Below are 14,562 nucleotides of genomic sequence, written 5' to 3'. Positions count from 1 at the left end.
AGACACCCAAAATGGCCCGCCGCGCCGTCATGCGCTACGTCACCCGAGACATCTACCGCTACCTCGAAGACAACAGCCCACAACCAGCCCCCACCGCTTGACAAAATCGATAAGAGCGTCGAGACCCGGGGCGCGATCACCCCACGGGCTGATGGACACGGCGGCAGAAGTCGACCAGCAGCGCCGTCGCGCGGCGGTGCGGGTCGAGCATCAGGCCGCCGTGTGCCTGCCCGTCGAGGACGTGGAACTCGCCGCGGGGCAGGTGCCGGGCGGCCTCGCGACTGCCCGCGGGCGGGAAGAAGACGTCGTTCTGATAGGCGATCACCAATGTCGGCGCGTCGATCGCCGCCAGACGCTCGACGGTCGGCTCGCCGGCGGTCATCCAGGCGTGCGAAGCGGTGAGCTGGCCGCGCAGCCCGTCGTCGGACGCCCACGGGGTCTGCGAGCCCTCGGTCATCTGCCGCCAGCCGCGCACGGTGGCGTCGTCGGTGAGCATCGACGGGTCCAGGGTGGTCATCAACTGCTCGAACGCGACGACGGTGTCGGGCACGGTCCCGAGACGGTCGATCAGATTCAGTTCCATCTCGTTCACCAATTCGCCGATCGCCGACGACCGCAGGCCCGCGACCATGGCGACGCCGCGGACCCGGCCCGGCCACGTCGAGACCAGCGCCTGCGTGATGTAGCAACCCATCGAATAGCCGACGAGGACCGCCTCGTCGACGCCGAAGTGGGCGAGGACGGCGGCGGCGTCGTCGGCCATCTGTGCCACCGAATAGGGTGCGGGCGGCGCCGACGAGGGCTTCAGCCCGCGCGCGGTGTAGGTGATCACCGAACACCCCGACTCGATCAAGGCGTCGGGCAATCCGCTGAACTGCCATGTGCCCGAGGGCATTCCGAGGCCGGGACTGAGCAGTACCGCAGGACCGGCGCCCTGCCGGGCGGCGGCGATGCGGACGCCGGGAGCGGTCGTGATCAGTTCCAGCCTCGGGGTGTTCACGATGGTGAACCTACTCGTGCGCGGACAGGCCGTGGATCATCGCGTCGATCGACTCCTTGGTTCGGGCCATCACCACGGCGCCCTCGGTGACCACCAGGGGCCGCTGGATCAGCGACGGATGCGCGACCATCGCCTCCAGCAGGGCCTCGTCGTCGGCGTCGTCGAGGCCGAGTCGGGCGTACTCCGGCTCGCCGGTCCGGATCGCGTCCCGTGCGGTCAGGCCCGCCGACGCGAACAGCTTGCGCAGCTCGTCCTTGCCGGGGGTGTCGGTCAAGTACTCGACCACGTTCACCTCGGCGCCCGCCTCGCGGAGGGTCTCGAGGGCGTGGCGGGACTTGCTGCAGCTGGGGTTGTAGTAGATCGTCGCGTCCATCGCGATGCCTTTCGGGTCGGGTCGGGTCGGGTGGTGGTGGCCGGTCGGGTAGCCGGACCGAAGTCAGTCGAGCAGGCTAGACAGTGCGACGTCGGGGTCGGCGAGTGCGGCGGCGTCGACGGGCTTGCGAGCGGCGACGAGGGCCGACAGATCGTCGCCGGCGTCCCAGATGTTGACGTTCATCGCGGCCAGCACGGCACCGGCGTCGTCGACCCAGAAGGCCAGGAAGTTCAATCCGGGCACGTCGCCGCGGGTGATCACCCTGCTGTACCCGGTCGCGTCGCCGCGGTACTCCATGCCCAAGTCGTACTGGTCGGTGAAGAAGTACGGCATCCGGGTGTACTGGCTGTCGGTGCCGACGATCCCGGCGGCGGCGACGGCCGGCTGATTGAGCGCATTGGCCCAGTGTTCGGTCCGCACGACGGTGCCGAGCACGGGGTGTTCGGCGGCGGCGATGTCGCCGACCGCATACACATCCGGTGCGGAGGTGCGCAGCGAGGCGTCGGTGCGGACACCACCCGCCTCGGTCGCCAGCCCGGCAGCGGTGGCCAGCTCGATTGCCGGCCGCGCGCCGACGGCCACCAGGACGGCGTCGGCGGGCACGGTGGAGCCGTCGTCCAAGGTCAGTCCGGTCGCCCGACCGGCGTCGGTGGTGATCGCCGAGACCTTGCGTCCGGTGCGCAGGTCGACGCCGTGCGCCCGGTGCAGATCGGCGAACGCGGCGCCGATCTCGGGTCCCAGCGGACCCTGCAGCGGCTGGTCGGCGGCTTCCACGACGGTCACCGCGGTGCCGGCGTTGCGGGCGCCGGCGGCCACCTCCAGCCCGATCCATCCGCCGCCGATGATGGCCAGCGCCTTGCCCTCGCCGAAGGTCTCGCGCAGCGCGGTGGCGTCCTCGATGCTGCGCAGGTAGTAGACGCCGTCGGCGTCGGCGCCGTCGATCGGCGGATGCACCGACGTCGAACCGGTCGCCAGTACCAGCGACGAGTAGTCCAGGCCGGTGCCGTCGTCGAGTCGCACGGTGCGGGCCTCGGTGTCGATGGCCTCGGCACGAACGCCCTGACGCAGCTCCACATCGTGCTCGGCGTACCACTGCGCCTCGTGAACGGTGAAGTCGGGCAACGACTTCGAACCGGCGAGGAACTCCTTCGACAGCGGCGGACGCTCGTACGGCGCGGCGGCCTCACCGCTGACGAGGGTGACCGGACCGGTGTATCCCTGCTCGCGCAGCTGCTCGGCGGTCTTGGCGCCGGCCAGCCCGCCGCCGATGATCACGACCGGTGCGGAAGAGTTGCCTGAATTCGACATCGCGTTCTCCTTCTGGTGGAAACTGCTGCCAACGGGGTGCTCGCACGGGCGCAGGATCGCTCGGCGGGTGCCTGACTCGCCTGTTCTGCCCGGTGCGGCATGTCCCTACTTCGAATCTGCTCTGTTCGGGGCGGGTTGTCGAGGGCCTGCCGGGATCAGTGCTGGGGGGAGGGTGGTGTGGGGGTCAGCGCGGGTTGGCGCGGGCGCGGGTGAGTTCGAGGAACTCCGCTCGGGCGGGACCGCTCTCGCGAAGCAGGCCGCGCAGGGCCGAGGTGGTGGTCCACGAACCGGCCGAGCGGACGCCGCGCAACGACATGCACATGTGCTCGGCCTCGATCACCACGCCCACCCCGCGGGGCTGCAGCTGGTCGTCGAGCCAGTCGGCGATCTGCATGGTGAGCCGCTCCTGCACCTGCAGGTCGCGGGCGAACATCTCGGCGACGCGCGCCAGTTTCGACAGTCCCAGGATGCGACCGCCGGGCAGGTAGCCGATGTGTGCGACGCCCCGGAAGGGCAGCATGTGGTGCTCGCACAGGGACTGGATCTCGATGTCGCGGGCGAGGACGAGCTCGTCGTACCCGGATTCGTTGGGGAATGTGGTGAGATCGAATTCGCGCGGTGTCAGCATCTCGCGATAGGCGTGCGCCACCCGACGCGGCGTGTCGGCCAGGTGGGGCCCCTCGGGGTCGCGACCCAGGGCGCGAAGCAGGTCGGCGACGGCGCGCTCGGCGGCGGCATCGTCGATCGGCGGTCGGCCGTTCAGCTCGCGCAACTCTGCAGAGGTGATCGTCACAGTCATCCGGCAGTTCCTTCCACTAACGTCAACAATTATTGATTATAGAGCGACGGTAGCCGTCGCCGCAGTCGGCTGGCAAGTGGACAGCGAACCGGTTCACAGGGCGGACGCGATGAGCAGGCCGCCCAGGAGGCTCATCACCACCGCGATCGCGGTGTCGAGAGCCCGCCACGCCCGAACCGATGCGAACACCGGGGCCATCCGCCGGGCGCCCAGGCCCAGCATCAGGAACCACAGCAGCGATGCGATGCACGCGCCGAGGGTGAACGCCCACCGCGCATCCGCGTGGCTGTTGGCGAGAGAGCCGAGGGTCAGCACGGTGTCGAGGTAGGTGTGCGGGTTCAGCCAGGTCAGGGCTAGTGCGGTGCCCAGCGCCATCCACAGGCTCGCCGTCCGCTCGGTGGTCGCGCCGGGCGTGGCGAGCGGCGCCGCCCGCCAGGCGCGCCGCGCCGCGAATGCGCCGAGCACGATCAGGTAGCCGCCGCCGACGAGTTTCGCCGCCGACACCATCTCCGGGTGGGCGGTGACCACGGCGCCGAGCCCGGCGGTGCCCGCGCTGATCAGCACGATGTCGGAGGCCACGCAGACCCCGATCACCGGCAGCACGTGACTGCCGCTGATGCCCTGCCGGATGACGAAGACGTTCTGCGGGCCGATGGCGATGATGAGCCCGGTTCCGGTGACGAGGCCGGTGAGCAGGGCGAGGAGATACGTGTTGGTCACGTAGGTTCACGTTAAGAACTCCCGCACCATCAATCCAACGAATGATTCTTAGGAAACATTAGAGTTGCTAACTATGGATTTCGGGACGGAAGGTCTGGTCACCTTGGTCGCGGTGCTGCGCGAGGGGACCTTCGAGGCCGCCGCGGCATCGCTGCACGTGACGCCATCGGCGGTGAGCCAGCGCATCAAGGCGCTCGAGTCGGCGGTCGGGCGCGTGCTGCTTCGCCGCACCAAACCGGTCACCGCCACCGCCGACGGCGAGATCCTGGCCAGGCTCGGCGAACAGTGGGACGTCCTCGTCGCCGAGGCCCGGGGCGAGCTCCTGGGCGCCGCTCCCGGATTCGACGGCGACCCGCGACACCTGCCGCGGGTGGAGCTGTCGATCGCGTGCAACGCCGACTCGCTCGCCACCTGGTTCCTGCCGGTCCTGGCCCAGATGCACGACGAGCACGCGGTGTGCCTCGACGTGAACCGCGACGACGAGTCGGTCACCACCGCGCTGCTGCGCGCCGGCGACGTCATCGGCGCGGTGACCTCCGATCCCATCGGGGTCCGCGGCTGCCAGACCGTCGAGCTCGGTTCGCTGCGGTACTTTCCGGTCGCCTCGAGCGCCTACCTGGCGCGCTGGCTGCCCGACGGCGTCCGTGCCCGCGACCTGCGGTATGCGCCGATGGTGATGTTCGACCGCAACGATCACCTGCAGCTCAAGGCGCTCCGACAACTGGTGGTCGAGCCGATGTCGCCGCCGGTCAACTACGTCCCGGCGGCCGCCGAGTACCGGCGGGCCATCGCCGCGGGCATCGGTTGGGGCGCGGTCCCGGAGGTGGAGCTCGACGACGAGTACACCGGCCGCGACCTGGTGAAGCTCTCGCCCAAACCGATCGACGTCCCCCTGTTCTGGCAGTACTGGAAGCTGCGGTCGCCCGCCGTCGCAGCGCTCACCGACATCATCGTCGATCACGCCCACCGCAGTCTCGTGCCGCCGCGGCGAGCCACGTCGGCGCAGGCGCGGCCGCTCGGGAGCCGATGAGGCCCGAGCCGGTTCGCGTGTCGATAACAGTTCGCGACAATCGCGCTCCCCGAAGGCGCGCCGGCCGATAGCCTCGGTATCGTGACCGGGTTGAACGAGTTGTTGAGTCCAGAAGCCATCTCGCTCGACGTCGCCGCCGACGACTGGCGGCAGGCGATCACCGCGGCAGGCGACCTGTTGGTCGCGACCGGCGTCGCGACCGCCGAGTACACGGCGGAGATGATCGCCAGCGTCGACGAGAAGGGTCCGTACATCGTCATCGCGCCCGGGTTCGCGTTCGCGCACGCCCGCCCCTCGCCCGCGGTGCTGCGAACCGGCATGTCGTGGGTCAGGCTGGCCCAACCGGTCGCCTTCGGGCACCGCAGCAACGACCCCGTCGACCTCGTCGTGGCCCTCGCCGCGACCGACGCCAAAGCCCACACGGCGGCCATGGCCCAGCTGGCCAAGGTGATCGGCGATCCCCGCCGACGAGAACTCCTCGACACGGTGCTGACGCCCGCCGAGGTGATGGCGGTGCTCGACGACCAGGCGCCGCCGGCGGCGGAGGCTCCGGCGCACACTCCCACCAATCTGATCCTCACCGTCTGCGGCAACGGCCTGGGGACCAGCCTGTTCCTGAAGAACACCCTCGAGCAGGTGCTCGACCGCTGGGGATGGTCGAGGTTCATCACGGTCGAGGCCACCGACACGATCTCCGCCAAGGGCAAGGCCAAGGACGCGGATCTGATCCTGACCTCCGGGGAGATCGCGCGCACCCTCGGCGACGTCGGCATCCCGGTGACCGTCATCGAGAACTTCACCAGCACCGCCGAACTCGACGCGGCGCTGCGAGCCAACTACGACGTCTGAAACGAGGACTCATGAACTGGTTGGTCACGATCGCAGAGTTCATTGTCAATGAGATCCTCGCGGTGCCCGCGTATCTCATCGGCATCATCACCGCCGTCGGTCTGATCGCGCTGCGCAAGTCGGTCGGCGAGGTCATCGGCGGCGCGTTGAAGGCGACGCTGGGCTTCCTGCTCATCGGCGCCGGCGCCACCCTGGTGGTGGCCTCGCTGGAACCGCTCGGCGTCATGCTGCAGGGGGCGACCGGCGCGCACGGCGTGGTCCCGACCAACGAGGCCATCGTCGGCATCGCGCAGAACAAGTACGGAGCCCAGGTCGCGTGGTTGATGATCCTCGGCTTCGTCGTCAGCCTCGTCCTGGCCCGCTTCACGCCGCTGCGATACGTCTTCCTCACCGGCCACCACACCCTGTTCATGGCGACGCTGCTGACCATCGTCCTGGCGACCAGCGGACTCAACGCGGTCACCGTCGTCATCGCGGGCGGTGTCCTGCTCGGCGTGGTGATGGTGGCGCTCCCCGCCATCGCGCAACCGTGGACCCGCCGCGTCACCGGCGACAATTCGATCGCCATCGGTCACTTCGGCACCCTCGGCTACGTCGTCTCGGGCATCGTCGGCCGGTGGACCGGCGGCAAGCGCAGCCGCTCCACCGAGGACTTGAAGCTGCCCGAGTCCCTGCGCTTCCTGCGCGACTCGATGGTCGCCACCGCGCTGTCGATGGTGATCATGTACATCGTCGTCTCGCTGGTCTACGTCGGCCGAGTCGGCAGCAGCGAGGCCTTCCTGGCCTACGCCGCGGCCGACGGCACGGGCGGAGCCACCGGGATGGGCAACTTCCTGATGAACGGCGTCACCCAGGGGCTCGGCTTCGGCGTGGCCGTCGCGGTGATCCTGTTCGGTGTCCGCACCATCCTCGGCGAACTGGTGCCCGCCTTCCAGGGCATCGCCGAACGCGTGGTCCCCGGTGCGGTGCCCGCGCTGGATGCGCCGATCGTGTTCCCCTACGCCCAGAACGCGGTCCTGATCGGCTTCATCTCCAGCTTCGTCGCCGGGCTGGTGGGGCTGGCGGTGCTGACCATCTGGCTCGGACCGTCGTTCGGTTGGGCGTTGGTCCTGCCCGGGCTGGTGCCGCACTTCTTCACCGGCGGCGCCGCCGGCGTGTACGGCAACGCGACCGGCGGCCGGGTCGGCGCGGTGTGCGGCGCCTTCGCCAACGGCCTGCTCATCACCTTCCTGCCCGCCCTGCTGCTCGGGGTGCTGGGCAACTTCGGCGACGAGAACACCACCTTCGGTGACACCGACTTCGGCTGGTACGGCATCCTGCTCGGCAACGCCGGAAAGATCGGCGGGGTGTGGGGCGTGGTGGTGATGCTGGCGATCGGTGCGGCGATCCTCGGCCTGGCCGTCCTGGTGCAGAAGAAGCTGGGCGACACCGGGTGGGATCCGTCCCCGGGCCGCCCGACCTCGGGTGGAGCGATGCCCGCGGCGAGCACGGCGGGCCCGGCCGCCACGCGCACCTACGGCAAGATCCCGCCGCCGGCGGGCGCACCGAAGCCGCCGCCCCCGCCCGAGGGACGCGTACGACAGTGAAGTGCCATATCGGAAGAGCGAAGGAGAGACCGTGACCCATTTCCACGACACCGAGGACATGAAGTACCTTTCCGAGCTGCGGAAGGCCGCCCCGGAGGAGTTCAAGGCCTGGGTGAACTTCGATGCGATCGTTGGCCGCGAGGACGGTGCCATCCCGCACAAGTACCGGGAGCTGATCGCCATCGCGAGCGCCACCGTCACCCAGTGCGTGTACTGCCTGGACGCGCACACCGCTGCCGCCAAGAAGGCCGGTGCGACGCGTGAGGAGGTCGCCGAGGCCGGCCTGATCGCGGCCGCCCTGCGCGCCGGCGCCGGCGGCACCCACGCCACCCTCGCCTTGAAGATGTTCGACGCCGCGCCGGAATAGCGACCGTTCGGCAGCAGAGTTCACCGCTCAACGGGGTTCACAGTGCGGCATTGCCTCACTGTGGACCCCGCTCGGCGTCGGTGGGATCACAGTGGCAGCGGGCGATCGTCGGCGACAACCTTCATCACAAGGGTGGAGCTGAGCCGCTGCACCCCGGGGAGGCCGGCGAGACGGTCGTCGTACAGCTGTTGAAAGGCAGGCAGGTCTCGGGTTGCGACGCGGAGCAGATAATGGGATCGCCGAAGAGTCGTTGCGCCTGCAGGACGTTGTCGATGTCGATCACCGCAGACTCGAACGCTTGGAGCGTGACGTGATCGGCGGCGTGCATGGTCACGAAGACGAGTGCTTCGAAGGTCAGGCCGAGTGCGCGGGCGTCCAAAGCGGCGCGATACCCGGTGATGACGCCAGAAGCCTCCAATGCCCGGGCGCGGGAGCCGGGACGGTCGGCGGTGACGAGGTCAGCGACCGGCCCAGGCGATGCCGAGTGCGGCCGGATCGAACACCGTGAGATACGACAGGACGAGCACCGCGGCCGTGCAGGCGGCCAGCAGCAATCGGTCGGCGGGCCCGGACGCGGTGATCCGCAGCAGCGACGGCAACCGGACGTCGTACCAGCGTCGACCTCCGATCGGTAGCGGGGCGAACAGCGGAACGCCGCGCTTGGTGATCATGTCGCCGAGCAGATGGGTCAGGACACCGACGGTCACCGCCGCACCGAGCGCGACCGGGCTGGCCGACTCGGGCAACTGGGTCCACGTCGCGTAGGCCAGCACTGCGGCCAGACCGGTGACGAGGAACCAGTCGTTCTTCTTCGACCAGTTCGGAAACAGGCCACGCAGGGCGAGGCCGAGCGTCACGAACAGGATCGCGATCGCCGCGCTCTTGCCGAACGCCGTCGTCGCCGCGCCGGTCGCCAGCCCGGTGAGCACGGCGAACAGCAGGGTGTGGGTGGCGGTCCGGTGCCCGTTGTGGCGGCGGGCGTCCTTCGGCGACCTCGTCGCGGTGTGCAGCAGCTGGGCGGTGTTCTCCGTGACGCGGGCCAGCACCTGGCTGGCCGGACCGAAGCTGCGGGCGATCGTGGCCTGCGGGCTGTCGAGGTCGGGAAGCAAGGCGGCGCCCGCGGTGACGCTGACGAAGACGAAGGTTCCAGCGATCGAGGTGGGGCCGCCCCACTCCGGCGGCAACAGCGTCGCCATCACCAGGCCCGCGGTGGCGCCGCTCATGGCATGCGTCGGCCCCATCACCATCTGGTCGCCGTCCCTTCGGGCGAGTGAGTTGTCATGGCCCCATCGTTGCAGCACCCTCTGACAATTCGTGATGACGCAGAAGTGCGGCAGGCCAAAGGCTTTCGTCTCGTCGAGTGGTCGGTCGGGCGGTCTCGATACGCGGCCTCGCTTCGCTCGGTCGCTACTCGACCGGCCTGGGGGAGTTGCGCTAGGTCGCTGCGCGGCCGGCCTGCCAGGGTGATCGAGTAGCCCGCGAACGGAGTGAGCGAGTGTATCGAGATCCGGGCGGGCGCAGTCGAACCGCTACGCGGACTCCAGAATCATCGTGACCGGCCATGCCGCTGCCCGCGCAGATCGACATCAGGGCGCGCGAGCCCGGCTTGCCCGCAAGCAGCTTCGAGACCGTCGCCACGATGCGACCGCCGGTGGCGCCGAACGGGTGTCCGGTCGCCAGCGAGCCGCCGCGGACGTTGAGCTTGGTGCGATCGATCTCGCCGAGCGCACCGTCGAGATTCAAGTGCGTGCGGCAGAAGTCGTCGTCGGCCCAGGCGGCGAGGGTCGAGATCACCTGCGAGGCGAAAGCCTCGTGGATCTCGTAGAAGTCGAAGTCCTGCAACGACAATCCGTTGCGCCGCAGCAGCTCGGCCACCGCGTAGACCGGCGCCATCAGCACGCCCTGCGTCTTCGGATCCCCGTCGACGTAGTCGACCGCCCAACTCTGCGCGTCCACCACCCGCGCGAGCGGGGTCAGCCCGCGCCGCTGCGCCCAGCTCGCGGTTCCCAGCAGCACCGCGGACGCGCCGTCGGTGAGCGTCGTCGAATTGGCGGGCGTCATCGTCCCGTCCGGTCCGCCGACGCACGGCGCCAGCGCGGCGACGCGGTCGGCGGTGAGGCCGCGTCGCAGATTGTCGTCCTCGGTGAGCCCGGCGAACGGGGTCACCAGATCGTCGAAGAAGCCGTCGTCGTAGGCGGCAGCGAGATTGCGGTGCGAGTCGAGTGCGATCGCGTCCTGCTCGGCGCGACCGACACCCCACGCCGCGCCGGTGATGGCCTGCGCGGCACCGGGTACCAGGCTGGTGCGACGTTCGGCCGGGCTGGGGATGTCGAAATCGAGCGACAGCGGGATCTGGGCGGCCTCACGCAGTCGGTCGCTCAGACTGCGGGCGGCGTTGACCCGGACCAGCCGATTGCGCAGCTTGGGGCCGAAACCGATCGGCGGATCGGAGGTGGTGTCGGCGCCGCAGGCGACACCCGACTCGATCTGCCCGCACGCGATCTTGTTGGCGATGTGGACCACCGCCTGACCGCCTGTCGCGCACTGCTGCTGCACGTCGACGGTGGGGGTCGCGCGCGAGAGCTGGGTGTCGAGCAGGGCCTCGCGGGTCAGGCTGTGATCGCGCGCCAGCTTCACCACGGCGCCGCCGGCCACTTCGCCGAGCCGGCTCTCGTGCAGCGAGTACCGGTCGACGAGCCCGTTGAGCGTCGCGGTCAGCATGCTCTGGTTCGTCTCGCCCAGGTACGCGCCGTTCGACCGGGCGAACGGGATGCGATTGCCGCCCAAGACGTATACGTTCTGCAGTTCGCGAGATGCCATGCGAAGAAAGCTACCATCGACTGATGTAAAGGTTTCTTGGCGGCCTCGGCGCGTCGGTAGAGTCGGTGCTTGTGCAAGGACGACGAGCCCGGTGCGCCTTCATCGGCGTGATGCTGGCCCTGGCGGGGATCTGCTACTCGTCGTGGGTCCTGGACTACTTCCTGCATTCCGGGCTCGATCCCATGCGGTCGTTCCTGTCCGAACTGAGCAGCGCACACATGCCGCACCGCAACGTCTACGTCGCGGGCGACGTGCTGACGGGGATCTTCTCGATCCTGGCCGCGGGCGGCCTGCTGTTTCCACCGAGGCTGGTGCGCAACAGGTTCTCCGTCACCGCCGCGGTCGCCGTCGGACTGTTCGGGGCATCGACTATCGCCGATGCGCTGATGCCGATCGAATGCATCCCCGGCCGTGACGCCGGTTGCCCCGACCAGTCCCGCGGGCTGCTGCCACAGTTGCACCACATCCACGCGCTGACCAGTTCGCTCGCCGTGTTCGGGATCTTCATCGCGATGATCGCCGCATCGCTGGCCGCCTGGCGGGCCCGGGACTGGCAGTGGCTGCGATACGGCGGCGGCCTCGTGTTCGTGATCGTCGTGCTCGCGACCGTCTGGATGCTGGGCGCCGACCGGCTCGGCGGCGACTACCGGCTCGGGCTCGCCCAGCGCATCCAAGTCGGCGGGATGAGCCTGTGGCTCGTGTTCTGGGGGGTGGCGGTGGCGTCGTGGCAGGCCGGTGGGCCGACGCCGCGGCGAGGCCCGGGAGCGAGCCCCGCCGACGAGATCAGCGACGATACGTCGTCGTGAACGCCTGACGCGAGCCCGGTCGGGTGGCCGACACCTCGTGCGCGGTCAGCGACACCGCGTCGGCGCCGATGTCGAGCGTCATGAAGCCGCGGTCGGTGTAATTCTCGTACCGCGCGCGGTATCGCTTCGACGACTTGCCGTTCACCGACTTGGCGGCCGCCCCGGACACGATCTGGCGGGTGCCCTTGAGTCCGCTGACGTTCTCGAGGACCTGTTGGCTGTGGTCGTGCCCCGACAGCAGGAAGTGGGCGCGGCCGGCCACGTGCTTCTCGATGAAGCGCTTCATCTCGACGCCGTTGAGCGGGGCGGGCAGACCGTCGAAATCGCCTGCCGGACCGTGCGGTCCGTTGTTCGCGTAGGGGTGATGGGTGCACACGATCTTCCACGGTGCGGTGGACGTGCGCAGCGCCCTGTCGAGCCAGGCGGCCTGCCGCGTCATGTAGTGGCCGCCCGGCTGCCACTCCGGTGACAGGAAGGGTGGGATGTACGCCGCGAGGGGGTTCATGTCGAGGACGAAGAAGTCGGCGACGCCCAGGGCGACCGAGTAGTACCGCGCGGGCATGTGCCACCGGCGCGACCCTCGGTGGTAGGCCACCTCGGCGTCCCCGCGAAGCAGCCAGCCGCCGTCGCCGGGGAAGATCGCGGTGTTGTCGTGGTTGCCCAGCGCCATCAGCCAGGGGAAGTCGAGGCCGGTGTTCGGCTTCTCGAACTTGGTGGTGAACTGGTGGTCGTCCGGACCGCTGGGGCCGGCCTCGTAGATGTTGTCGCCCAGTCCCAGTGCGATGTCGAAGGGCTTGGCGGAGTGAATCTCTCGGGCGGCTGCAGTGACCGCGTACTGGGGCTTCTCGCCGGTGCCCGCATCGCCGGTGACGAGCACGTGCACGCGGTCGGCGCCGGTCGGGAGGGGGAAACGGGTGGCCGCAGCGGCGCGCGGAGCGACGGTCGCGCCGAGTCCGGCGACTGCTCCCGCGGCGGCCGCGCCGGCGAGGAACGATCGGCGGCCGACGCCGCGGGACGAGGGCTGGGGGCTGTTCTCGGTCATGGAGCGTGATGCTTTCACGGCCAGATGAACGAAAAGTGCCCGATGGGGAGTTTGACCGTAAGGTTGGCGCCGCCTTGGCTTTACCCGCGAGTAACTTGAAGCTGCCAGCGTTGCATTGGTGTCTGAAATACGAAACTCCCTCCCCGTCTCCGGTTCCGAGCCCGCTGCCGGTCGAGTCTCTCGCCGCGTGTTCATGGGTGCCGCCGGTGCCGGTGCTCTCGCTCTCGGTGCGCCCGCCGTCGTCGGGGCTGCCGGCTCCGCGCAGGCGGCACCGAGAGCCGCCGCGGCGTTCCGGCACGGCGTCGCCTCCGGCGACCCGCTGCCCGGCGGCGTCATCCTCTGGACCCGCCTGACGCCGAGCGCCGACGCCGACCCCGGCTCCGGTCGCGGGGCCGCCTCCACCCTGGTCTGGGAAGTGGCCGCAGACAAGCGCTTCGGCCGAATCGTCCAGACGGGCTCGGCGGGCACCGGGGCCGCGTCCGATCACACGGTCAAGGTCGACGTGGCAGGTCTGGCGGCGGGCACGGTCTACTGGTATCGCTTCCGCGTCACCGGTGGTCCGGCCGTGGGGGCCGTATCGCCGATCGGGCGCACCAAGACCGCGCCCGCCGACGACGCCGACCTCGCCAAGGCCCGCTTCGGCGTGGTGAGCTGCTCCAACTGGGAAGCCGGGTACTTCGCGGCCTACCGTCACCTGGCCGCGCAGCGCGATCTCGACGCCGTCGTGCATCTCGGCGACTACATCTACGAGTACGGTGCCGGGGAGTACGGCGGCAAGAACGGTCCGGTCCGCACGCATCGGCCGGCCCACGACATCGTCTCACTGGCCGACTACCGAATCAGGCACGGCCAGTACAAGACCGACCCGGACCTGCAGACGTTGCACGCGGAGTACCCGTTCATCGTCACCTGGGACGACCATGAGACGGCCGACAACTCTTACCGCACCGGCGCGAACAACCACGACCCGCGCACCCAGGGCAGCTGGGCGGTGCGAAAGGCCAACGCGGACAAGGCGTACTACGAGTGGATGCCGGTGCGGCCGGTCGTCACCGCGACCAACCGTCACATCTACCGGCGCCTGCGCTACGGCAAGCTGCTGGAACTGTCGATGCTCGACCTGCGGACCTATCGCGACCAGGAGACCTCCCGGTTCAGCAAGCGGTCGGAGAGCGACCAGGTGTCCATCACCGGCCGCGCCCAGATGGAATGGGCCACCGGTGGCATCACCACCTCGACCACCCGCTGGCAACTGGTGGGCAACTCGGTGATGATCACTCCGCTGCTGATGCCGCCGCTGAACCCCGCCACCACCGGGGCGCTCACCGACCTGATCGGCATCCCCGAGAACGGCATTCCGTTCAACACCGATCAGTGGGACGGCTACACCAGGGATCGCGCGCGACTGCTCGACGCCGCCGACAGGGCGGGCAAGCGCAACGTCGTCTTCCTGACCGGCGACATCCACATGTCCTGGGCCAATGAGATCCCGCGCAAGCCCGCCGACTACCCCGGTGCAGGCACCCTCGGCACCGAGTTCGTCGTGACGTCGGTGACCTCGAACAACGTCGACGACATGGTGAAGGCGCCCGAGGGGACGGTCGGACAGGTGGCGGCTGCGGCGCTGACGTCGACCAACCGTCACGCCCGCTGGGTCGACACCGACGCCCACGGATACGCGGTGCTCACCGTGACCGGGGCGGCGGCGCAGATGGACTGGTACTCGGTCCGCGACCGCACCGACCCGCGGACCGGTCAGTACCACTCGCAGTCGTGGAAGGTGCTCTCCGGCACTCGGCGGATGACGAGGGCGGCCGGCCCGGCGTCGTGAGGTCGAGCGTGGTCGCCCGTCGAACTGGCAA

The 14,562-nt window shown here is 69.5% G+C and carries 14 protein-coding genes and 1 pseudogene; 6 read left to right on the top strand and 9 right to left on the bottom strand.

What is annotated here, in order from left to right; genetic code table 11:
* Positions 1-136: 136 nt before the first annotated feature.
* The 5 genes from AAFO60_RS18255 to AAFO60_RS18235 all read right to left on the bottom strand — a co-directional run bounded on the left by AAFO60_RS18255 (position 137) and on the right by AAFO60_RS18235 (position 4,200).
* Positions 137-1,000, bottom strand: coding sequence for an alpha/beta fold hydrolase (locus tag AAFO60_RS18255; RefSeq protein ID WP_347957657.1), 864 nt, complete (start codon positions 998-1,000; stop codon positions 137-139).
* Positions 1,001-1,010: 10 nt separating this feature from the next.
* Positions 1,011-1,373 (bottom strand): arsenate reductase (glutaredoxin), encoded by a 363-nt coding sequence (gene arsC / locus AAFO60_RS18250; RefSeq protein WP_347957656.1) that lies wholly within the window; start codon positions 1,371-1,373, stop codon positions 1,011-1,013.
* 63 nt (positions 1,374-1,436) lie between these two features.
* Positions 1,437-2,681 carry an NAD(P)/FAD-dependent oxidoreductase gene (locus AAFO60_RS18245; protein ID WP_347957655.1) on the bottom strand — a complete coding sequence of 415 codons (1,245 nt, stop codon included), beginning with the start codon at positions 2,679-2,681 and terminating at the stop codon, positions 1,437-1,439.
* Between the two features lie 184 nt (positions 2,682-2,865).
* Complete coding sequence (gene folE, locus AAFO60_RS18240) at positions 2,866-3,480, bottom strand: GTP cyclohydrolase I FolE (protein WP_347957654.1); 615 nt, start codon at positions 3,478-3,480, stop codon at positions 2,866-2,868.
* 93 nt (positions 3,481-3,573) lie between these two features.
* Positions 3,574-4,200, bottom strand: a complete 627-nt coding sequence (locus AAFO60_RS18235; RefSeq protein ID WP_347957653.1) for a LysE/ArgO family amino acid transporter — start codon at positions 4,198-4,200, stop codon at positions 3,574-3,576.
* Between the two features lie 73 nt (positions 4,201-4,273).
* Between AAFO60_RS18235 and AAFO60_RS18230 the strand changes: the two genes are divergently transcribed.
* The 4 genes from AAFO60_RS18230 to AAFO60_RS18215 all read left to right on the top strand — a co-directional run bounded on the left by AAFO60_RS18230 (position 4,274) and on the right by AAFO60_RS18215 (position 8,032).
* Positions 4,274-5,230, top strand: coding sequence for a LysR family transcriptional regulator ArgP (locus AAFO60_RS18230; RefSeq protein WP_347957652.1), 957 nt, complete (start codon positions 4,274-4,276; stop codon positions 5,228-5,230).
* 81 nt (positions 5,231-5,311) lie between these two features.
* On the top strand, positions 5,312-6,079 hold the full coding sequence (locus AAFO60_RS18225; protein WP_347957651.1) for a PTS sugar transporter subunit IIA: 768 nt from the start codon (positions 5,312-5,314) through the stop codon (positions 6,077-6,079).
* Between the two features lie 11 nt (positions 6,080-6,090).
* Entirely contained in the window at positions 6,091-7,665 is a 1,575-nt protein-coding gene (locus AAFO60_RS18220; RefSeq protein ID WP_347957650.1) for a PTS ascorbate transporter subunit IIC, read from the top strand.
* 31 nt (positions 7,666-7,696) lie between these two features.
* On the top strand, positions 7,697-8,032 hold the full coding sequence (locus tag AAFO60_RS18215; protein WP_347957649.1) for a carboxymuconolactone decarboxylase family protein: 336 nt from the start codon (positions 7,697-7,699) through the stop codon (positions 8,030-8,032).
* Positions 8,033-8,118: 86 nt separating this feature from the next.
* On the opposite strand, the gene AAFO60_RS18210 is transcribed toward AAFO60_RS18215, so the two are convergent.
* From AAFO60_RS18210 to AAFO60_RS18200, 3 genes and pseudogenes are all read right to left on the bottom strand, one after another.
* Positions 8,119-8,217 carry a hypothetical protein gene (locus AAFO60_RS18210; RefSeq protein ID WP_347957664.1) on the bottom strand — a complete coding sequence of 33 codons (99 nt, stop codon included), beginning with the start codon at positions 8,215-8,217 and terminating at the stop codon, positions 8,119-8,121.
* Positions 8,218-8,490: 273 nt separating this feature from the next.
* Positions 8,491-9,333 (bottom strand): metal-dependent hydrolase, encoded by an 843-nt coding sequence (locus AAFO60_RS18205; RefSeq protein ID WP_347957648.1) that lies wholly within the window; start codon positions 9,331-9,333, stop codon positions 8,491-8,493.
* A 228-nt stretch (positions 9,334-9,561) separates the two neighbouring features.
* Positions 9,562-10,852, bottom strand: a pseudogene (locus tag AAFO60_RS18200) (acetyl-CoA C-acetyltransferase).
* Between the two features lie 110 nt (positions 10,853-10,962).
* Between AAFO60_RS18200 and AAFO60_RS18195 the strand changes: the two are divergent.
* A complete protein-coding gene (locus AAFO60_RS18195; protein ID WP_347957663.1) occupies positions 10,963-11,658 on the top strand; it encodes a DUF998 domain-containing protein in 696 nt (231 codons plus the stop codon).
* Here AAFO60_RS18195 and AAFO60_RS18190 read toward each other — a convergent pair.
* Entirely contained in the window at positions 11,636-12,700 is a 1,065-nt protein-coding gene (locus AAFO60_RS18190) for a metallophosphoesterase (RefSeq protein ID WP_347957646.1), read from the bottom strand. The two genes, AAFO60_RS18195 and AAFO60_RS18190, sit on opposite strands and share 23 nt — an antisense overlap.
* A gap of 193 nt (positions 12,701-12,893) precedes the next feature.
* Between AAFO60_RS18190 and AAFO60_RS18185 the strand changes: the two genes are divergently transcribed.
* A complete protein-coding gene (locus AAFO60_RS18185) occupies positions 12,894-14,531 on the top strand; it encodes an alkaline phosphatase D family protein (protein ID WP_347957662.1) in 1,638 nt (545 codons plus the stop codon).
* Positions 14,532-14,562 lie beyond the last annotated feature (31 nt).

The sequence above is a fragment of the Gordonia aichiensis genome (assembly GCF_039946255.1).
Lineage (GTDB): Bacteria > Actinomycetota > Actinomycetes > Mycobacteriales > Mycobacteriaceae > Gordonia > Gordonia aichiensis_A.
This window is presented reverse-complemented; position numbering and strand designations above follow the sequence as displayed.